At 67.8% G+C, this 17,761-nt stretch carries 20 protein-coding genes; 10 read left to right on the forward strand and 10 right to left on the reverse strand.

Annotation, left to right across the window (positions count from 1 at the left end; translation table 11 throughout):
- On the reverse strand, nt 1–1,019 hold a 1,019-nt coding region (locus GGC30_RS03940; RefSeq protein ID WP_153922810.1), incomplete at its 3' end, for a phosphoenolpyruvate carboxylase.
- A gap of 202 nt (nt 1,020–1,221) precedes the next feature.
- On the opposite strand from GGC30_RS03940, the gene GGC30_RS03945 reads away from it, so the two are divergent.
- Together GGC30_RS03945 and GGC30_RS03950 are read left to right on the forward strand one after the other, a co-directional pair.
- On the forward strand, nt 1,222–2,412 hold the full coding sequence (locus tag GGC30_RS03945; protein ID WP_153922811.1) for a divergent polysaccharide deacetylase family protein: 1,191 nt from the start codon (nt 1,222–1,224) through the stop codon (nt 2,410–2,412).
- Nucleotides 2,412–2,888 (forward strand): RNA pyrophosphohydrolase, encoded by a 477-nt coding sequence (locus GGC30_RS03950; RefSeq protein WP_370451866.1) that lies wholly within the window; start codon nt 2,412–2,414, stop codon nt 2,886–2,888. Before GGC30_RS03945 ends, GGC30_RS03950 begins: the two co-directional genes overlap by 1 nt.
- 49 nt (nt 2,889–2,937) lie before the next feature.
- On the opposite strand, the gene GGC30_RS03955 is transcribed toward GGC30_RS03950, so the two are convergent.
- On the reverse strand, nt 2,938–3,417 hold the full coding sequence (locus GGC30_RS03955; protein WP_055807860.1) for an Hsp20 family protein: 480 nt from the start codon (nt 3,415–3,417) through the stop codon (nt 2,938–2,940).
- A gap of 271 nt (nt 3,418–3,688) precedes the next feature.
- On the opposite strand from GGC30_RS03955, the gene GGC30_RS03960 reads away from it, so the two are divergent.
- The 3 genes from GGC30_RS03960 to GGC30_RS03970 all read left to right on the forward strand — a co-directional run bounded on the left by GGC30_RS03960 (nt 3,689) and on the right by GGC30_RS03970 (nt 6,542).
- The gene (locus GGC30_RS03960; protein WP_055807862.1) at nt 3,689–4,495 is read left to right on the forward strand and encodes a class I SAM-dependent methyltransferase; all 807 of its coding nucleotides are present in this window, start codon (nt 3,689–3,691) and stop codon (nt 4,493–4,495) included.
- Between the two features lie 95 nt (nt 4,496–4,590).
- Nucleotides 4,591–5,511, forward strand: coding sequence for a class I SAM-dependent methyltransferase (locus tag GGC30_RS03965; RefSeq protein ID WP_153922813.1), 921 nt, complete (start codon nt 4,591–4,593; stop codon nt 5,509–5,511).
- Entirely contained in the window at nt 5,508–6,542 is a 1,035-nt protein-coding gene (locus GGC30_RS03970; RefSeq protein ID WP_370451867.1) for an alpha/beta fold hydrolase, read from the forward strand. Before GGC30_RS03965 ends, GGC30_RS03970 begins: the two co-directional genes overlap by 4 nt.
- A gap of 4 nt (nt 6,543–6,546) precedes the next feature.
- Here GGC30_RS03970 and GGC30_RS03975 read toward each other — a convergent pair whose 3' ends face one another.
- From GGC30_RS03975 to GGC30_RS03985, 3 genes are all read right to left on the reverse strand, one after another.
- The gene (locus tag GGC30_RS03975) at nt 6,547–7,116 is read right to left on the reverse strand and encodes a hypothetical protein (RefSeq protein WP_153922814.1); all 570 of its coding nucleotides are present in this window, start codon (nt 7,114–7,116) and stop codon (nt 6,547–6,549) included.
- Between the two features lie 75 nt (nt 7,117–7,191).
- The gene (gene hisN, locus GGC30_RS03980; RefSeq protein ID WP_153922815.1) at nt 7,192–7,977 is read right to left on the reverse strand and encodes a histidinol-phosphatase; all 786 of its coding nucleotides are present in this window, start codon (nt 7,975–7,977) and stop codon (nt 7,192–7,194) included.
- A 70-nt stretch (nt 7,978–8,047) separates the two neighbouring features.
- Complete coding sequence (locus GGC30_RS03985; protein ID WP_153922816.1) at nt 8,048–8,428, reverse strand: helix-turn-helix domain-containing protein; 381 nt, start codon at nt 8,426–8,428, stop codon at nt 8,048–8,050.
- A gap of 188 nt (nt 8,429–8,616) precedes the next feature.
- Here GGC30_RS03985 and GGC30_RS03990 point away from each other — a divergent pair, with 188 nt between their 5' ends.
- Entirely contained in the window at nt 8,617–8,871 is a 255-nt protein-coding gene (locus GGC30_RS03990) for a GlsB/YeaQ/YmgE family stress response membrane protein (protein WP_039243891.1), read from the forward strand.
- Between the two features lie 143 nt (nt 8,872–9,014).
- Here GGC30_RS03990 and GGC30_RS03995 read toward each other — a convergent pair whose 3' ends face one another.
- The gene (locus GGC30_RS03995) at nt 9,015–9,506 is read right to left on the reverse strand and encodes a hypothetical protein (RefSeq protein WP_153922817.1); all 492 of its coding nucleotides are present in this window, start codon (nt 9,504–9,506) and stop codon (nt 9,015–9,017) included.
- Between the two features lie 156 nt (nt 9,507–9,662).
- Between GGC30_RS03995 and GGC30_RS04000 the strand changes: the two genes are divergently transcribed.
- On the forward strand, nt 9,663–11,318 hold the full coding sequence (locus tag GGC30_RS04000; protein ID WP_153922818.1) for a GNAT family N-acetyltransferase: 1,656 nt from the start codon (nt 9,663–9,665) through the stop codon (nt 11,316–11,318).
- Here GGC30_RS04000 and hemW read toward each other — a convergent pair.
- Nucleotides 11,315–12,475 (reverse strand): radical SAM family heme chaperone HemW, encoded by a 1,161-nt coding sequence (gene hemW, locus GGC30_RS04005; RefSeq protein WP_153922819.1) that lies wholly within the window; start codon nt 12,473–12,475, stop codon nt 11,315–11,317. The genes GGC30_RS04000 and hemW overlap by 4 nt on opposite strands.
- A complete protein-coding gene (gene rdgB, locus GGC30_RS04010) occupies nt 12,468–13,070 on the reverse strand; it encodes an RdgB/HAM1 family non-canonical purine NTP pyrophosphatase (RefSeq protein ID WP_153922820.1) in 603 nt (200 codons plus the stop codon). The genes hemW and rdgB overlap by 8 nt, the downstream gene beginning before the upstream one ends.
- A 453-nt stretch (nt 13,071–13,523) precedes the next feature.
- On the opposite strand from rdgB, the gene GGC30_RS04015 reads away from it, so the two are divergent.
- From GGC30_RS04015 to GGC30_RS04025, 3 genes are read left to right on the forward strand one after another with little or no spacing between them, the layout of a single operon-like run.
- Nucleotides 13,524–14,129 carry a DUF2975 domain-containing protein gene (locus GGC30_RS04015; protein ID WP_055754340.1) on the forward strand — a complete coding sequence of 202 codons (606 nt, stop codon included), beginning with the start codon at nt 13,524–13,526 and terminating at the stop codon, nt 14,127–14,129.
- Between the two features lie 24 nt (nt 14,130–14,153).
- Nucleotides 14,154–14,393 (forward strand): helix-turn-helix transcriptional regulator, encoded by a 240-nt coding sequence (locus GGC30_RS04020; RefSeq protein ID WP_153922821.1) that lies wholly within the window; start codon nt 14,154–14,156, stop codon nt 14,391–14,393.
- Nucleotides 14,390–14,971 carry a Smr/MutS family protein gene (locus GGC30_RS04025; protein ID WP_153922822.1) on the forward strand — a complete coding sequence of 194 codons (582 nt, stop codon included), beginning with the start codon at nt 14,390–14,392 and terminating at the stop codon, nt 14,969–14,971. Before GGC30_RS04020 ends, GGC30_RS04025 begins: the two co-directional genes overlap by 4 nt.
- A 66-nt stretch (nt 14,972–15,037) precedes the next feature.
- On the opposite strand, the gene GGC30_RS04030 is transcribed toward GGC30_RS04025, so the two are convergent.
- Together GGC30_RS04030 and GGC30_RS04035 are read right to left on the reverse strand one after the other, a co-directional pair.
- Nucleotides 15,038–15,679, reverse strand: a complete 642-nt coding sequence (locus GGC30_RS04030; protein WP_039243898.1) for a TetR/AcrR family transcriptional regulator — start codon at nt 15,677–15,679, stop codon at nt 15,038–15,040.
- 191 nt (nt 15,680–15,870) lie between these two features.
- The gene (locus tag GGC30_RS04035; protein WP_153922823.1) at nt 15,871–17,706 is read right to left on the reverse strand and encodes a cation:proton antiporter; all 1,836 of its coding nucleotides are present in this window, start codon (nt 17,704–17,706) and stop codon (nt 15,871–15,873) included.
- Nucleotides 17,707–17,761 lie beyond the last annotated feature (55 nt).

Consider the following 17,761-nt stretch of genomic DNA (forward strand, 5'->3'; position numbering starts at 1 on the left):
TCGCCCAGCTTCTCGTGCGTGGCGGCGAGGCGGGCATAGACGCCGGTCAGGGCGCGGCGATAGGGCTCGTCCGCGCGGTGGGGCGAGGGGTCGTGGGCGGCGTCGGCCAGGGCCTGAAGCTTGGGCGACACCTGCGCCAGTTCGGCGGCGAGGCTGAGTTCGGCGCCCAAGGCGTGCACCTCGTCCAGATAGAAGGTCAGCACGGCCCGCGCCTGGGTGCGGAAGGCGGCGGCCATCACCGTGGCGTCCACGTTGGGATTGCCGTCGCGGTCGCCGCCGACCCAGGTGCCGACGCGCATAAACGGCTTCAACTCGGGCGCCTCTAGCAACCGCCGCCAGGCCGACAACTGCTTGGGCGCGACGTGCAGGAAGATGCGGTCCAGGAAGGAGACGACGGTGTCGATCTCGTCCTGCACCACCAGGCCCTGGGTGCGGACCAGCCGCGTGGCCCACAGGATGACGATCTGGCGGCGCAGCGGTTCGGCGATGGCCTCCAGGGTGCAGGCGTCGCCGGCCTTGTCGCAGGCGTCCAGCAGGTCGGTGATGGCGGCGATGCGGTCGATGACGCTCTTGCGCCGGACCTCGGACGGGTGGGCGGTCAGGACTGGCGAGATCAGCGACTGATCCAGCAGGGCGCGCACGGCCTCGCGGTCCACCCCCTGATCGGCCAGGCGCTTCAGCGCGCCTTCGGGCGTATCGGGCCGGGCGCCGGCCTCGGCCTGGCTCTGGGCGCGGCGGCGGGTCGAGCGGTCCTCGGCGATATTGGCCAGCAGCGAAAATAGGGCAAAGCCGTGCGCCAAGCCGGCCGCCTGATCCACCGACATGGCGGTCAGCAGCTTCTCAAGACGCTTGGCGGGGTGCGAGGCCGGGTCGCGATGGTAGGCGATGGACGCCTGACGCACGGCCTCGACATGGTCGAACAGGGCCTGACCGCCCTCGTCGCGGATGATGTCGCCCAGAATGCCGCCGAGCAGTCGGACCTCGTCACGCAGGGCGTCGTCGGCGGCGGGGCTCATCATCTCAAATATCCTGGGACGGCTTGGGGTCGGCGCGGGGAGGTCGGCATCTGGAAGGGCGAAGTCGCCCGCGTCAACGCACGATCCGTGACAGCCGCTCCCAGAAATCACCGCGTCGATCATGGTGAACCGCCCGTTAGGGTTTCTTAACCGACGGCGCGCGATGATGCGGGCGTAGGATTCCAGATCGGTTCCACTCTTGCCCATGTTCGCCAAACGCCAATCCGCACTCGCCGCCACCGCCGGGACCGCCCCGCGCGCCAAGGACGGCCCGAGCCTGAAACCTGTCGTCGACGCCCTGAAGAAGCCGCCGGTCGCGGCCGGTCTGGCAGGCTTGCTGCTGCTCAGCACCAGCGCCCTATTTTTGACGGTGCTGGGTGATCCCAAGGCGGGAACACCCTCGGCCCATGTCGCGCTGGAACGCGAGACGGCCGCAGCGCCAGCGCCGGCGCCGACGGGCTTCGAAGCCTTCTCCATGGGCGCGATGGGGCTTTATCAGAATCTGGCGGGCGGCGCTGATCCGGCCGCAGGCGGCGACGCCGTCATCACCCTGCCGGACGGCGGCAGCGTCTCGGGTCAGGGCGCACCCATCACGGCGCCGGTCCACGCCGCCTCTCCGTTGGCCAAGGCCCCCATCGCCGGCCTGTCGCAGCCCGGATCCAACGGTCCCCTGCCGATGATCGCGCCCGACGGCCGCGTGCCGGCCCAGGCCTATGCTCGCCCGTTCCGTCCGAACGGCAAGCCGCGCGTGTCGCTGATCGTCGGTGGGCTGGGGCTGAACGCCGTTACGACGAGGGCGGCCATCGAACGCCTGCCGCCGGAGGTCACGCTCAGCTTCGTGCCCTATGCCGACAATCTGCAGGGCTGGATCGACCAGGCGCGCGCGCAGGGCCATGAGGTCATGCTGGAAATGCCGATGGAGCCGACCGGCTATCCCGACAACGACCCCGGCCCCTATACGCTGCTGGCCGACGGCGGCGCCGACGACGTGACCGCCAAGATGGACTGGCTACTGAGCCGCGCCACCGGCTATTTCGGCGTTACCAACTATCTGGGCGACCGGTTCGCCGGCTCGGACACGGGCATGAACGCCTTCCTGAGCGTCCTGCGCCAGCGCGGCGTCGCCTTCCTGGACGACGGCTCGTTCCAGCGTCGACCGGGCGCCTGGGCGCGGGCCAGCGCGGACCGCGTCATCGACCGGACCCAGTCGCCCGCCGCCATCGTCGCCGCCCTGAATGGTCTGGAAGCCCAGGCCAAGCTGCGCGGTTCGGCCCTGGGGGCCGGCTTCAGCTATCCGGTGACGGTCGAGGCCGCCGCCCGCTGGACCGCCGGTCTGGAACAGCGCGGCCTGCAACTGGCGCCGGCCTCGTCCATGTCGATGCGGCCGGGGCGCTAGTGTCCGATCTCGACGCCTATCGGCCCAATGTCGGGGTCGTGCTGTTCAACCGCGAAGGTCTGGTCTGGTACGGCCAGCGGCACGCCACGCCCGGCCCGCATAACTGGCAGTTCCCGCAGGGCGGCGTCGATGCGGGCGAGGATCTGGAGGCCGCCGCCCGCCGCGAACTGCACGAGGAGACCGGCGTCACCTCGATCGAACTGCTGGCGCGGACGGACGACTGGATCCTGTACGACTTCCCGCCCGAAGCCATGAACAACGCCAAGGCCTGGCGCGGTTTCAAGGGTCAGAAGCAGCAGTGGTTCGCCTTCCGCTTCACCGGAGACGAGGCCGAGATCGATCTGGCGGCCGACGACGAGGTCGAGTTCGACGCCTGGCGCTGGGGGCCGCTATCGGACGCCTGCGACCTGATCGTGCCGTTCAAACGCCCGGCCTATGAACAGGTCGTCGCCGCCTTCTGGCACCTGGCGGCATAGAAAAAGGGCGGCGCGAACGCCGCCCTTTCATAGTTCGCCTTGAAACAGCTTAGGCCGCTTTAGCCTTCTTCTCGGCCTGGCCTTCGATCAGCGGCTGGCCTGCGCCGATCTCGATACGGCGGGGCTTCAGCGCCTCGGGCAGTTCGCGCTTCAGCGAGATCGACAGCAGACCGTTGACCAGATTGGCGTCGTTGACGACGACATAGTCGGCCAGCTGGAAGCGGCGCTCGAAATCGCGCTCGGCCAGACCGCGATGCAGATAGGTCTTCTGCGTGGCGGTATCGTCGTTGGCGGTCTTGCGGCCGGTCACGGTGAGCAGGTTTTCCTTCACCTCGATATTCAGCTCGTCGGGGCTGAAGCCGGCGACGGCGATCTCGATGCGATAAGCGTTCTCGCCCGTGGTTTCGATGTTGTAGGGGGGATAACCCGTGTCCTGGCTGGTCGCGCGCGAGGCGTTTTCCAGCAGACTGGCCAGACGGTCGAAGCCGACGGCCGAACGGTACAGCGGGGTGAAATCATAGGTACGCATCAGCATCCTCCTGAGGATCAGCAAGGTTGAGCCGCCCGGCGTTTTGGCCCGGACGGTAGGGTATCAGATCGACGACCCGAAACCGGCGCCGTCAGTCTGGAGAACCCGAAATCGGCGTCCTCGGAAGCAAAGATGGGAACCGGCGAAACGGCGTCAAGGGCGCCGCCCGCACGATTTTGCTTGCGTCAAATCCGCCTGTGTCTCGCGAAGTTCATTTGCGCGGGCGGTCCGCCTGCCTATGGAGAACGACCTGAACCTGGAGCCCTCGATCATGCGCCTTGCCGTCTACGGCCTCGCCGCCGTCCTGCTGTCCGCCGCCCCCGCCCTGGCCCAACAGTCGCCCCAGACCCAGGGCGCGTGGACGCCGCCGCGTTCGGCCCTGTCCAGCGCCATGCCGACCTTCTCCGACGACACGGCCTTGCAGAGCGCCATCGCCGCCGAGACCCGCCCCGCCGCCGACCGGGCGCGCGACGTCTATCGTCATCCGTATGAATCCCTGACCTTCTGGGGGCTGACGCCAGGCATGACGGTGGTGGAGATCGAGCCGGGCGGCGCCAGCTGGTGGCGGCACATCCTCGAACCCTATGCGGCGGCGACCGGCGGGCGTTATGTGCCGGTCAATCGCCCGCTGGAAAGCATGGGCGTGGCGGACGGAACCGCCGACTTCATCCTGGTGGCCCGCGCCTTCCACAACTGGTCACGCGACGGCCGGACCCAGCCGTATCTGCAGGCCTTCTTCAAGGCCTTGAAGCCCGGCGGCGTGCTGGCCGTCGAACAGCACCGCAGCGCGGAGGGGCTGAATGTCGCTGACGTCGCCTCCACCGGCTATGTGCCTGAAAGCTATGTGATCCATGAGGCGCGCAACGCCGGCTTCGTGCTGGAGGCGCGCAGCGAGTTGAACGCCAATCCCAAGGACGACCACGATCACCCGTTCGGGGTCTGGACCCTGCCGCCGATCCGCCAGTCGGCCGCGCGCAACGATCCGTCCGGCCGCACCCTGACGCCCGAGGAACGCGCCGCCTTCGACGCCATCGGCGAGAGCGATCGGATGACCCTGCGTTTCCGCAAGCCCGAATAGGCCGTCTTGCGTTTTGACCGGACCTGCGAACCCGATTAAGCCCAAGGCGTCAGGGTGCGTCGGACGCGGGTCCCGGCGTCCTGCGGAGGTTTTGAATGGCTGATCGTCTGGCGAGCGCGAGCGGATTGTCGCGTCGGTTTCTGCTGAGCGGCGCTGCGGCGCTGGGGCTGACCGGCGTGGCGGCTTGCGGGCGCAAGGACGAGGCCGCAAAGGCGCCCGCCGCGCCGCCCACACCCGCAGGGCCGCCGGAAGGCTCGCTGGAATGGGCGGTCGAGGGGTCGTGGCGCTCGGCCCAGGACAAGGCGCGCGACGCCTTCCGTCACCCGATGGAGACGCTGCGGTTCTTCGGACTTCAACCCAAGATGACGGTGGTGGAGTTCTGGCCCGGCAGCGGCTGGTACACCGAAATCCTCGCGCCCTATCTGGCCAAGGGGGCGGGGACTTATGTCGCCGCCCTGTTCCCCGAGGGACCGACCGCCGATCCGGCGCAGGCCGTGCTGAACACCGCCTTCCGCACGCGCTTCTCCAGCGACAAGAAGCTTTATGGCGAGCCGCAGTTTTCGGTCTTCGGCGCGGGGTCCGGCCCGGTGACCGCAGCGGGTACGGCCGAGATGTGCCTGTTCATGCGAACCTTGCATGGTTGGATGGCGGCGGGCATTGCGGAGAAGGCCTTCGCCGACGCCTTCGCCGCCCTGCGCCCCGGCGGCATCCTGGGCATCGAACAGCATCGACTGTCCCCGGCGGAGGATCAGGATCCGGTCGCGGCCAACGGCTATGTGCAGGAAGCCTTCGTGCGCCAGTTGGCTGCCGAGGCGGGCTTCGTCTTCGTCGAGGCGTCCGAGATCAACGCCAATCCGGAAGACACCAAGGACCACCCGTTCGGCGTCGACACCCTGGCGCCCACGCGCCTGACGGCGCCGCGCGGCGAGCCGGCGGACCCCGCTTTCGACCGCTCCAAATATGACGCGATCGGCGAGAGCGATCGCATGACCTTGAAGTTCAGGAAGCCCGAGTGAACCGCGCCCAAGCCTTCGCCGCCAACGCCCCGCTGATGGGGGTTCCCGGTGCCTATCCGCCGCCCGGCGGAAAGGGCGACTGGTTTCGCGGCGCAGGCGGAATGCGGCTGCGCGCCGGGCTGTGGAAGCCGTCGCATCTCGCAGCGGACAAGGTGCGCGGCACGGTGGTGCTCAGCCCCGGCCGCACCGAGCCGATCGAGAAATACTATGAGGTGATCGGCAACTTCCTGGCGCGCGGCTGGTGCGTGCTGACCCACGACTGGCGCGGCCAAGGGCTGTCGGCCCGCCTGCTGCCCGACCGGCTGAAGGGTCACGCCCGTGCGGTCGAGGAGTTTCTGGATGACTACAACCGCCTGCTGAACGCCTATGAGGATCAGTGCCCCAAGCCCTGGATCATGGTCGGTCACTCGATGGGCGCGTGCCTGAACCTGTTGTCGCTGGAAAGCGGCGAGGACCGGTTCGCCGGCGCGGTTCTGTCCAGCCCCATGCTGCGCATCAAGACCGGCAAACGGTCGATGTGGTCGGTCAAGCTGGTGGTGCGCTGGAACATTCGCCACGGCCAGGCGGGCGACTATATTCTGGGCGACCCCGACGATCCCTTCGACCACAACTTCGCCGAGGACGCCCTGACCTCGGACGAGAGCCGATACGAGATGTGGCGTCAGCAGCTTTACGCCTGTCCGCACCTGGCCATCGGCGGTCCGACCTATGGCTGGCTGGCCTTTGCGCTGGACGCCGGCGAGCGCGCGCTGAAGCCCAAGGCCCTGAAGGCGGTCAAGGCGCCGGTCGTGATCGTCCAGGCCAGCGCCGACGACGTGGTGTGGAAACAGACCAACCAATGGGCCGCCAAACGCATCCCGCGCGGCCGCTACGTCGAGGTCGCCGGCGCCAAGCACGAGGTCATCATGGAGGCCGACGACCTGCGCGCGGTCTTCCTGAACGAGTTCGACGCCATGGCCGATCTGGTCGCGCCTGCGGCCGACGCGCTCACCGATCCGTCGGCGAGGACTGCAGACGTGGCGGTGGTTTGATCGTTTAGGCGGCGGTTTCGGCGCGCCAGCGTCGGTCGATCGTCTGGGTGACGCCGCATAGCTGCAGGAAGGCGACGGCGACGCCGGGGCCTGTCTCGGCCTTGATCAGCAGGGGCAGAACGATCCACTCGCGCGGGAAGCGCATGACCATCACGTCGTCGCTGGCGCGCAGGTGCGGGCAGTATTTCATCGAGCGATCGACGCAGCGGCGGTGCAGGGGCGCGATCGAGCCGGCGTCGATCATGACCCGGTCGTCGGCGATGTCGGCGCGAACCTGACCGCCGCGCGCCCTGAGCTGACCGGCGCAACGTCGCGCGGCGATCTGGGTCCAGCGATCGCTATCGTCAGTCGGCTCGCCGCACATCGGGCACAGCATGCGCGCGACTGTCAGGCGTTGTCGGACCAGATGGTTCTTCGAATATTGCGGCTTGCCACTGCCGGGCGCGCTGGCCTGCATCAGGGCGAGACGGCCGCCGACGGTTCGGCACGGCGCGGCGCCCGTAATCTCTTCGCCGGTCCAGCTCGTGACCCAGGGCACGTCGACGCCGACAACCAGTTTGGACTGCCCAGCCATCGAAATCCGTCCCCTCAACCGTCCGCACCCTGACGCCGTCTCGCGACCTGCGTCAATATGCGCCAGGTGAGGGCGTCAGGCGGCCGCGCGTTTCAGCGTCACCAGGGCCTGGTCGATCAGGCGCGCGTCGCCGACGGCCAGGACCTGGCCCCTGTCGTCCGGCGCTGCGCCGCGCCAGTTCACGACCTTGCCGCCGGCCGCCTCGATGACGGGCACGAGGGCGGACCAGTCCCAGGGCTTCAGGCTGGCCTCGGCGACCAGATCCATCTTGCCCGCCGCCACCATGGCGTAGGCGTAGGCGTCGCAGCCCAGACGCGCGAGGCGGGCGGTCGCACGCACCTGGGTCCAGGCGCCCAGTTCCGCGCCGTTGAAGATGTCGGGGTCCGTGGTCGAGATGACGGCGTCGGTCAGCGTCTCGCAGGACCGCACGGCCAGCGGCGTCTCGACATCGCCGCGCAACAGGCGCGCGCCGGACGGGCCGCCGATGAAGATTTCGTCCAGATAGGGCTGGGCGATGACGCCGACGGTCGGCTTGCCGGCCGTGCGAAGGGCGATCAGCGTGGTCCACAGCGGCAGACCCGAAATGAAGGCGCGAGTGCCATCGATGGGATCCAGCACCCAGACGTGCTCGACGTCCGGTCGATCCTCGCCATACTCCTCGCCGATGACGCCGTGATCAGGATAGCGGGCGGCGATCAGACGGCGAATGGCGGCCTCGGCCTGTTTGTCGGCTTCTGTGACGGGATCGAAGCCGGCCGCGCCGCCCTTGTCCTCATGCCCAATGTCCGAGCGGAAGAAGGGCAGGGTCACACGCGCGGCTTCGCGCGCCAGTTCGATGGCGAAGGCTTCGTATTCGGTCATGGGATTCCCTTACCGCGCTTTCGCCGGCATGGGCGCCCTTTGAGACGTGCAGATCGGGGAGACGCGCAGATCAGGCGGCGGCCGCGTCGCCCGCATGCAGGGACTTGGCCAGGTCCAGCAAACGCCGGCGGGGCCGTTCGTCCAGCTGATAGTAGGCCTGGATCAGATCCAGCGTTTCCTTGCGCGAAAAGACTTCGCCGCCCTTGGGCGTCGGTGCGTCGGCCTCCATCGCCTCGGCCAGGCCATCGTAGAAATAGGCGACGGGCGTTTCCAGCGCCTCGGCCAACTGCCACAGGCGCGCGGCGGAGATGCGGTTGGCGCCGCATTCGTATTTCTGGATCTGCTGAAAGCGGATGCCGACCTGGATGGCCAGCTGCTGCTGGGTCAGGCCCAGCAGGCGGCGACGGCGGCGCAGGCGGCGGCCCAGATGAAGGTCGATGTCGTCGGCCATGACGGTGATCCTCGTCTCAACGTCTGTCCCGATGCGGGACGACACACGTCGATCACGGCAATCGCCGTGCCGGATCGCGCCTGACGCGAATTCGGCCTTATTGCGGCGAGGTTGGAGCCAGGACGCAACCGTATGGCCCGAGCCGCATTTACTGCAACAGCTTGGCTTTTAAAGGAAGGAACCACAGCATGGGTCTCGGAATCATTGGTTGGCTCGTCATCGGCATCGTCGCCGGCTGGCTGGCTGAAAAGGTCATGGGTCGCAATCACGGCCTGCTGACAAACCTGATCGTCGGCGTCATCGGCGCTCTGCTCGGCGGCTTCATCTCGAACAACGTCTTCGGCACGCCGGTTGGCGGCTTCAACTTCGTCACCCTGATCGTGGCGTTCCTGGGCGCCTGCCTGCTGCTGTTCCTTCTGGGACTGGTCAAGCGTCGCGCTTGATCCGACAGTCGGTCGGTAGGGAAAAGGGCGGCTCTCCCGAGCCGCCCTTTTTGCTGCGCCACTGTCGCCGCTGGGTTGCGGACAGACGAAAGGGCGGCCGGGAAACCCGACCGCCCTTTATCATTTAGCCTTGGAAGACTGGTTTACTGCGGCTCGGTCGGAGCCGGCGAGGCGCTGTCCGGAGCCGGGGTCGCCGGTTCTGTGGTCGCCGGATCGGTCGGTTCGGCCGCAGGTTCCGCGGTCGGCGCGGGAGCGGCGGCCGGATCAGCGGCGGGGGCCGCCGGGGCGCCGGCGATCGGAGCCGCAGCGTCGAATTCCGCCTTGGTGTAGGCCACCACGACGCCGGTTCCTTCCTGACGGATGCCGCTCAGCGGCACGGCGCGAAGTTGGCCGTCGGCGCCGCGAACGGTAAGCTCCTGCTTGCCTTCGGCATTGTTCTGAACGCCTTCCAGCTTGCCCAGCTCGCCATCAGGACCGGAAACGCTCGATCCGGGGTTCAGCGACAGCGATTGCTGCGAAGACGCAGCGGCGGCAGGCGCGGCGGCGGGAGCGGGCGTGGTTTCTTGCGCCAGAGCCGGCGCGGCGGTCATGAAGGCGGCGGCGGCGCCAGCCAGAAGAGCGGTCTTGATGGTCATGGGAGACTATCCCCTGTTACACGGGCCCGACGCCCGCACCCCTATATACTCGCTCTGTTACGGATTGTTTCGTATGCCCCGAAATGACCTTGGCAGCGCCCCGGTTGGACGATTCTTGGTCTATGTTCGGGCGATCCGCGATTCGAGAGGCCACGTTTGTCCAGCCGCCCCCGGCACACATCCGGTCTGATCCGCCGACTGGCGGGTCTGGCCTTCGAGCTGACGCCCCAGATCTTTGCGGTGGTGGCCTTTGGCGCAGGCGCGCTGATGCTGGCCTCTGCGGTGACGCCCGAGTTCGACAGTCGGCTGCGTCAGCTGACGGGCGTCGTCTCTCCGATCCTGATCGACCTGTCGCACTTTGTCGGCAGCATCGCCGGTTTCCTGCTTCTGCTCTTGTCGGCGGGTCTGTGGCGGCGTCGGCGCGGCGCCTATTGGGCCGCCCTGTTGGTCCTGGCGGCCGGGGCGGTGTTTTCGGTGCTGAAGGGGCTGGATTGGGAACAGGCGACGGATTTGCTGGTCGTCGCCGCCCTGCTGGCGCCGTGCCGTACGGCCTTCAACCGGCGCTCGCGTCTCAGCGAGCCGCTGCGGCCCAGCTGGCTGTTGCTGCTGACGGCGGTGGTGGCGGCCATGCTGTGGCTGGGCTTCTTCGCCTATCGCGACGTGGCCTATAATGACGAGCTGTGGTGGCGCTTCCTGAGTGATCGCCAGGCGTCCGGCTTCCTGCGGGCCGGGCTGGTTCTGGCGATCCTGACGCTGGTGGTGGCCGGGCGCTCGCTGCTGAGCTCGCCGGGCGCCCACAGTCACGGACCGGCCAGCAAGGCCGACATCGATCGCGCGCAGCAAGCGCTGCAGACGGCCGATACGGCCACGCCCGAGGCCTGGCTGGCCATGCTGGGCGATAAGGCGCTGATGTTCAGCCCGTCGGGTTCCAGCTTCCTGGCCTATCGCGTGCGGGGGCGGCGCTGGATCGCCATGGGCGAACCGGCGGGGCTCAAGAGCGAACGGCTGGAGTTGCTGTGGTCCTTCGCCGAGATGGCCGACAGTTATGGTGGGGCGGCGGTCTTCTATTCGGTCAGCGAAGAGGTGCTGGGCGATCTTGCGACCATGGGGCTGGCGGTGCGCAAGGTCGGCGAGACGGCCGTGATCGACGCCCACCGCTTCTCCATCGAGGGCAAGGGAAAGCAGAACCTTCGCACAGCCATCAATCGCGCCGAGCGTGAAGGCTCCTCGTTCGAGGTTCTGCCGCCCGGTTCGGCCGCAGCGATAGCGGACGAGCTGCGCGAGATTTCGGACGCCTGGCTCGCCATGCACGAGGGCTCGGAGAAATCCTTCTCCTTGGGGCGCTTCGACGTCGACTATCTGGACCTGACGCCGCTGGCGGTGGTCAAGGAGGGCGGCCGCATCGTCGCCTTCGCCAATCTGCTGACCTCGCCGGACGAGGCGGCGGTGGATCTGATGCGCCATCGGCCGGACGCGCCGCATGGGGTGATGGACTATCTGTTCATCCGCTGCGCCCAATGGGCCAAGGCGGAAGGCCTGGCCAGCTTCGACCTGGGCATGGCCCCGCTGGCCGGGCTGGAGGATCGTCGCATCGCGCCGGTCTTCGCCCGTGTCGGCGCCCTGGTGTTCGAAGAGGGCGGGGCGCTCTACGGCTTCCAGGGTCTGCGCAGCTACAAGGCCAAGTTCGGCCCGGACTGGCGCTCGCGCTTCATCGCCGCGCCGGTTTCGACGCCGCTGCCGCTGGCCCTGCTGGACGTGGCTTTGCTGACCAGCGGCGGCTGGCTGGGAATGCTGGGGCTGAAGAAGGCCTAGGTCAGCAGCGCTTTCAGCACGCCGTCCAGCACCGGGCGGCCGCGCTCGGTGGCGATCAGTCGCTCGGCCTTCAGCATCAGGAATCCGTCGGCGATCAGGTCCGCGACCGGCGCGCATTCAGCCGACAGGCCGAGCGCCGACAGTAGGGCGACAGGCGCGCCTTCGGTGGTGCGCAGGGCCAGCAGCAAACGTTCTTCAGTGGCGTCGACTGGGGTCTGGGCGTCGCGCTCGGACCAGGGCGTGAGGCTTGAGACGCCCGCCACATAATCGGCGATGCGGCGGTGGGCGACGGTCGCGGTCCTGACGCCGTCCAGCGTCAGCCGGCCATGGGCGCCGGGGCCAAGTCCCAGATAGTCGCCGCCGCGCCAGACATGCAGATTGTGCGACGACCGGGCGGCGGGACCGCGCGCATGGTTGGAGACCTCATAGGCGTCGAAGCCGGCAGCCGAGAGGACATCCTGGGTGGTTTCGTAGAGGGATGCGGCCCGGTCCTCGTCCGGCGGGGTCAGGGTTCCGCGTGCGAAGGCCCGACCAAAGGCGGTCGTCGGCTCTATGGTCAGCTGATAGGGCGAGACGTGTTCGAACCCGAGCGCCAGCGCCGCCGTCAATTCGGCCGCCCAGGCCTGCGGCGTCTGGTCCGGGCGGGCGTAGATCAGGTCGATGGACAGACGGTCGAAGGCGCGGCGGGCCAGATCGACCGCCCGCAGAGCCTCGGCTGTCGAATGGTCGCGACCCAAAAAACGCAGGGCGGCGTCGTCCAGCGCCTGAACGCCCATTGATAGGCGGTTGATCCCGGCGTCGGCCAGGGCGGCGAACCGGCCGGCCTCGGCGTCCGTGGGATTGGCCTCCAGCGTGATCTCGATGTCGCCGACGGGCGGGAACAGGTCGCGGGCCGCCGTCACGATCCGCGCGACGGCGTCGGGCGCCATCAGCGACGGCGTGCCGCCGCCGAAGAAGATCGAGGCCAGCCGGCGCGGGCCTGTCAAATCTCTCTGGGCGCGCAGATCGGCCAGGATCGCCTCGACCAGCCCGGCCTGCTCCTCGGTGCGCCCGCGATCGCGCACGACGTTGAAGTCGCAGTAGGGGCAGATGCGCGCGCAATAGGGCCAGTGGACGTAGAGGCCGACGTCCGATCCCGGATCAAGCGGATCAGTCAATCAGGGCCGCTCTCAGCTTGGCGAAGGCGACGGTGCGGTGGCTGATGGCGTCCTTGGCCGCCGGCTCCATCTCGCCAAAGGTCCGGTCGCCGCCAGTCGGAATGAAAAGCGGGTCGTAACCAAACCCCCGATCCCCGCGTGGGGGGAAGGTCAGCTGGCCGTGAACCTCGCCCTGCACCACCACACAGGGGCCGTCCGGCCAGGCAACCGCCAGGGCCGAGGTGAACCAGGCGGTGCGGTCCGTCGCGCCGATCTCTTCCAGCCGCTCCTCGACCTTCTTCATGGCGACGGCGAAATCCTTGCCCGGCCCGGCCCAGCGCGCAGAGAAGATGCCCGGCGCGCCATCCAGCGCCGCGACCGACAGGCCGGAATCGTCGGCCAGCGAAACCTCGCCCGACAGCTCCGCCGCGTGACGCGCCTTCAGCATGGCGTTGCCGGTGAAGGTGCTCTCCGTTTCGTCGGGTTCGGGCAGTTTCAGCTGGCCTGCGGTGACGAGTTCGTAATTTCCGCCGAGCAACGCCGAGATTTCGGGAACCTTGCCGGCATTGTGCGTCGCCACGACGATCCGCATCCCCTTGATAAGCTTGAGATTCATCGTCGATCACGCTCCTGAAACAGTCTATTGCCAAAGTTTAATATCGTTAAACGATATGTAACGTGCCTTTTTCGCCCGCACGGCCTATCTATTGATCGTCAGGAACGAGGTCGCAGCGTTCAGGACTTCCGGAAAACCGGGAACGATCGTGCGGCTAACAAATCCAAACGGCGATAATCGCCCAAACTAGAAAGACGGAGAACCACAATGCATACGATGAACACCTCGATGTGGCTCGACAAGGTCGGCGCTGCTTTTGTCAGCACCGTTCTGATCGCCGCCCTGCCCACCGCCTTGGTCGTCACCCTGTTCCAAGCCCTTTGATCCCTCTCTTTTCGATCACTGGAGCTTTGACGACCTGCATGAAGACCGCGATGTATAGAGCCGCGCGCGGGTTCGCCGGACCCCGCGTGGCCATCGCCCCGCCTTCCCCGGCTTGAGATCAAAAAGACCATGCGCCTGCCCCTGCCGCCAAATCCGCTGAAGCGAGGCGAGGCAAGCGTTCCGAACTGGCTGGGCGCGCCGATCAAGGCGCTAGGCCCAGGTTCGGTGTCCAGCGTGTTGAAGGTGGTTCTGGACGTCGCCTACATCCTTCTCTGGTTGATCACCGGCATTCTGCTGCTGCTGGTCATCGCCGCGATCTTCATTCCCCTGGACAATGTGAACATCACCGTCAGCGGGGATTCCGGCGGCAAGCAACTGCCGCTGACGCGCACCTTGCTGCTGTTCGGCCTGGGCGCCGCGACCGCCTATTTCGGCGGGTTCATGCTGATCCTGCGCAGCCTGCGCCGCATCATCCGCACCCTGACCATGGGCGACCCGTTCCAGCCCGATAACGTCCGTCGCCTGCGCCAGATCGGCCTGACCCTGGCGGTCGTGACTGGCGGCGTCTGGGTGGCCCAAGGCTTCGTCGCCAAGCGACTGGCGCCCGGCGTCATGGATCCGCAGGGCTTCGGCGAACTGCTGACTCCCATCTTTTCCGTGCTTATCGTCTTCGTGCTGGCGGAGGTTTTCCGCGAGGGCGCGCGCCTGCGTCGCGAATCCGAACTGACGATCTGAGCCGTTTCGAAGTAGGATTTCCGCATGGCCATCCGCGTCCAGCTCGACCGCGTCCTCGTGGAACGCCGCATGTCGTTGACCGAACTCGCCGACCGGGTCGGGGTGACGGTGGCGAACCTGTCGATCCTGAAGACCGGCAAGGCGCGCGCGGTGCGGTTCTCGACCCTGGACGCCCTGTGCCGCGAGCTGGACTGCCAGCCTGGTGACTTGCTGGCGCACGAGCCAAGGCCCGGCGACACCATCGAGGACGACGGCGAGGCATGAGGCGAAAGGGCCCGAGCTGTGACGAAAACGGACTGACGCCCGAAGACCGTCGCATCTGGACCCGCGTGGCCGGATCGGTCGTGACGCCGAGGACGCGCAAGGCAGTCCGCGTCACGCCCGGCGCCGAAACGCCGCCCGAGATCGTGGTGACGCCGATCGAGCGCCCGCGCCCCCTGGTCAAGGCGTCTCCCAAACGCACCGCTGTCGCGCCGCCGGCGGAAAAGCGACCCTCGCCGAACAAGCCCAAGCCCGCGCCCGAGGATCTGGAGCCGCGCCGCAAGCAGCGGCTGTCGCGCGAGCGCGACCCCATCGAGGCGCGCATCGACCTGCATGGCTTCGGCCGGTTCGAGGCCGAGGATCAGCTTCGAGGATTCCTGACATCGTGCCAGGCGCGTGGAATGCGGGCGGTGCTGGTCATCACCGGTCAGGGCCGGATGGGCGGCGGGGTGATCCGTTCGGCCTTTGCGGAATGGATGCATTCGCCCGCACTGCGCGGCGTGGTGTCGGGCTTCACCATCGCCCACCAGAAGCACGGCGGAAACGGCGCCTTCTACGTCACCCTGAAACGCCGGACCTGACGCTCACGAAAAAGGCCGGGCCCGCGCTGGCGGCCCCGGCCTTTCGAAAAGCGGCTTTGCTCTGGCCTATTTGGCGGCGATGGCGCCGGCCAGGATCACGTCGATCTGCTTGCCCATATGGTCCGACAGGGCCTGCGCGTCCCATTCGTCATAGGCGGCGCGGCGATAGTTCGACAGGTAGGCGTCCCAGATCAGCTCAACCAGCAGACGGCTGTCGGCGTCCTTGGACAGCTCGCCCTTGGCCACCGCATCCTGAAGGATGTTGCTGATGGCGAGCAACAGGTTCTTGGTCGCGGCGCGGGCGCGCATTTCGGCGGCCAGGGGCTGGAACCACGAGCGCGCCACGATGGCCTGGAACAGCGGCAGTTGGTCCAGCGACGAGTGATACCCGGCGCTCAGCGCGCTGACGAGGCGCTGGCGGACGGGCTCGCCTTCGGGCGCCGCGGCCTCGACCACCTCGGCCAGACGCGTCATGTCCTCGGTCAGGACCGCTTCGAACAGTTCGGCCTTGTCCTGGAAGTTGGCGAAGACGGCGCCGGTGGACATGCCCGCGCCCTTGGCGATGTCGCGGATCGTGGCGGGCTCATAGCCGCGCTCGGCGAAGAGCGAGCGGGCGGCGTCCAGAACCTTTTGCCGCGTGCGGATCTTGGCGGCCTGGCGGCGGTTCAAGCGGGGCTCGACAGCGAGGGAGGCGACGGTATCTGTCATATAATCAGGCTTTTACTCTACTTTCGGCCTTTGGTCGGGGCGGGCCCGGCAGCGACCTCGAATGAATATCTGAGCCCTTGGATCGAACCGAAAGGGCGCTTCTGCTCCGCAGATGCAGTCATGGAGAGGCGCGCTTGCATCACGGAACCATGACGAAAATGGGTCCGGCGACAGTCTGTAAGGGGCTTCCCTTACTCCGGCGCGGGGTCGACCCGCGCCGGGCGCAGCGTGCGGCGCAGTGCGCGGCTGGGGCGATTGCGGCGCTCGATCGGGATGGCCGACTGGAAGGCCTTGCGAAACTGATCGCGACGTTCGTGGACCGAGGCGAGCACCAGGCCCATGGGCACGCCCAGATCGACCAGGGTGTTTTCGGCCAGCTGCAGACTGGCCTCGGTCGTCTCCGGCACGGCGTCGGTGACGCCCAGTCCATAAAGCCGAATGGCGTGCTGATCGTCGCGAGCGCGTGCGATCAAAATCAGGTCGTCGCGCATCGACCGCGCCGTAGTGACCACCTCGTCCACCTTCGTCGGCGCGTCCATGGTGACGATCAGGGCGCGGGTGGATTGAACGCCGCAGTGCTGGAGCATCTCGCGCCGCCCCGCATCGCCATAGAAGACATCGAATCCGTCACGTCGGCCCGCAGCGACGGCGCTGGAATCGGTGTCCAGGGCGATGAAGGGCTGATCGTGCGCCTTCAGCATTTCCCCGATCAGCCGGCCGACGCGCCCGAAGCCGACGATGATGACCGCGCCGTCGGCCGCCTCCAGCTTTGGAAGCTCGACGGGATGGCCTGCGGCTGCCGACTTGCGCGCCAACGTCTGACCCAGCAGGGCGAGCAGGGGGATCGAAAAGATGCTGACGGTCGCCGACAGGGCCACGGTGTTGGTCAGCTGCGGCGGCGCAAGCCCCTCGACCAGGCCGGTGGCGAAGACCACGAAGGCGAACTCGCCCGCCGGCGCCAGAACGAGCGCCGTCTCCAGCGCCGGGCGGGCGCCCAGGCCCCAGAAACGCGCCAGGCCGAAGATGACGCCGGTCTTCACGATCGTCAGGGCCAGGGCCAGGCCGAAGACGCCGACCGGATCGGCGGCGACGGCGTCCAGATCCAGACCCAGCCCGACGCCGACGAAGAAGACGCCCAGCAAAAGACCCTTGAACGGTTCGATGGAAACCTCGACCTCGCGCCGGAACTCGGTCTCGGCCAGCAGCACGCCGGCCAGAAGCGCGCCGATACTCATCGACAGGCCGCTGGCTTGGGCGGCGAGACCGGCCCCGACCACCACCAGCAGGGAGGCGGCGACGAACAGTTCGCCGCCTTGGTCGGCCTTGCGCGCCCTGGCCACCGATCGGAACATCGGCCGCAGCACCACGCGACCCAGCAGCACCATCAGACCCAGGCCGATGGCGGCCGGAACCAGGGTGAACAGGGCGCGTCCCAGCACGGCGGGATCCAGCGCGCCGCCCTGCTGGGCCAGGGCCGCCAGGACGGTGACCGTGATCAGGATCGGGGCGACCGACAGATCCTGAGCCAGCAGGATGGCGAAGGTGGAACGGCCTACCGTTCCCTTCAGCCGCCCCCGCTCGGCCAGTACGGGCATGACCACGGCCGTCGAGGACAGGGCGAGGCCCATGCCCAGCACCACGGCGCTGGCCAAGGTCTGTCCCATCAGCATGAAGCCGCCCGCCAGCACGGCGGCGCAGACGACGACCTGCATCAGCCCCAGGCCGAACACGAGCCGACGCATGGCGCGCAGCCGCTCCCACGACAGCTCCAGACCGATCATGAACAACAGGAAGGCGACGCCCAGTTCCGACAGCTGCGCCAGTTGGCCCGGATCGCCGATGGTCAGCCACGACAGCCAGGGCAGGCTTTGCGCAAATCGGCCGAGGCCGTCCGGGCCCAGCAAAACGCCCGCAGCGAGGAAGCCCAGGACGGGGCTGACCTTCAGCCGATTGACCAGGGGCACGATGACGCCGGCGGCCGCCAGAAAGACCACCAGATCCTTATAGTCACCGCCCTGACCGTGCATCCGCCCTCCTCGCGTCGGCGTATCTGACCCTGATCCCGGCGCTGTGGCGAGAGGC

Origin of the sequence: Brevundimonas sp. SPF441, from assembly GCF_009661015.1 — a bacterium.
Lineage (GTDB): Bacteria > Pseudomonadota > Alphaproteobacteria > Caulobacterales > Caulobacteraceae > Brevundimonas > Brevundimonas vesicularis.

Coding starts and splice junctions, on each gene's coding strand:
- GGC30_RS03955 (WP_055807860.1), bottom strand. CDS start 3,417: ATGCGTACCTATGATTTCACCCCGCTGTACCGTTCGGCCGTCGGCTTC.
- hisN (WP_153922815.1), bottom strand. CDS start 7,977: ATGACCGAATACGAAGCCTTCGCCATCGAACTGGCGCGCGAAGCCGCG.
- GGC30_RS04015 (WP_055754340.1), top strand. CDS start 13,524: ATGCGCCTGCCCCTGCCGCCAAATCCGCTGAAGCGAGGCGAGGCAAGC.
- GGC30_RS03975 (WP_153922814.1), bottom strand. CDS start 7,116: ATGGCTGGGCAGTCCAAACTGGTTGTCGGCGTCGACGTGCCCTGGGTC.
- GGC30_RS03945 (WP_153922811.1), top strand. CDS start 1,222: ATGTTCGCCAAACGCCAATCCGCACTCGCCGCCACCGCCGGGACCGCC.
- GGC30_RS04020 (WP_153922821.1), top strand. CDS start 14,154: ATGGCCATCCGCGTCCAGCTCGACCGCGTCCTCGTGGAACGCCGCATG.
- GGC30_RS03960 (WP_055807862.1), top strand. CDS start 3,689: ATGCGCCTTGCCGTCTACGGCCTCGCCGCCGTCCTGCTGTCCGCCGCC.
- GGC30_RS03990 (WP_039243891.1), top strand. CDS start 8,617: ATGGGTCTCGGAATCATTGGTTGGCTCGTCATCGGCATCGTCGCCGGC.
- GGC30_RS03985 (WP_153922816.1), bottom strand. CDS start 8,428: ATGGCCGACGACATCGACCTTCATCTGGGCCGCCGCCTGCGCCGCCGT.
- GGC30_RS03995 (WP_153922817.1), bottom strand. CDS start 9,506: ATGACCATCAAGACCGCTCTTCTGGCTGGCGCCGCCGCCGCCTTCATG.
- GGC30_RS03965 (WP_153922813.1), top strand. CDS start 4,591: ATGGCTGATCGTCTGGCGAGCGCGAGCGGATTGTCGCGTCGGTTTCTG.
- GGC30_RS04025 (WP_153922822.1), top strand. CDS start 14,390: ATGAGGCGAAAGGGCCCGAGCTGTGACGAAAACGGACTGACGCCCGAA.
- GGC30_RS04030 (WP_039243898.1), bottom strand. CDS start 15,679: ATGACAGATACCGTCGCCTCCCTCGCTGTCGAGCCCCGCTTGAACCGC.
- GGC30_RS04035 (WP_153922823.1), bottom strand. CDS start 17,706: ATGCACGGTCAGGGCGGTGACTATAAGGATCTGGTGGTCTTTCTGGCG.
- rdgB (WP_153922820.1), bottom strand. CDS start 13,070: ATGAATCTCAAGCTTATCAAGGGGATGCGGATCGTCGTGGCGACGCAC.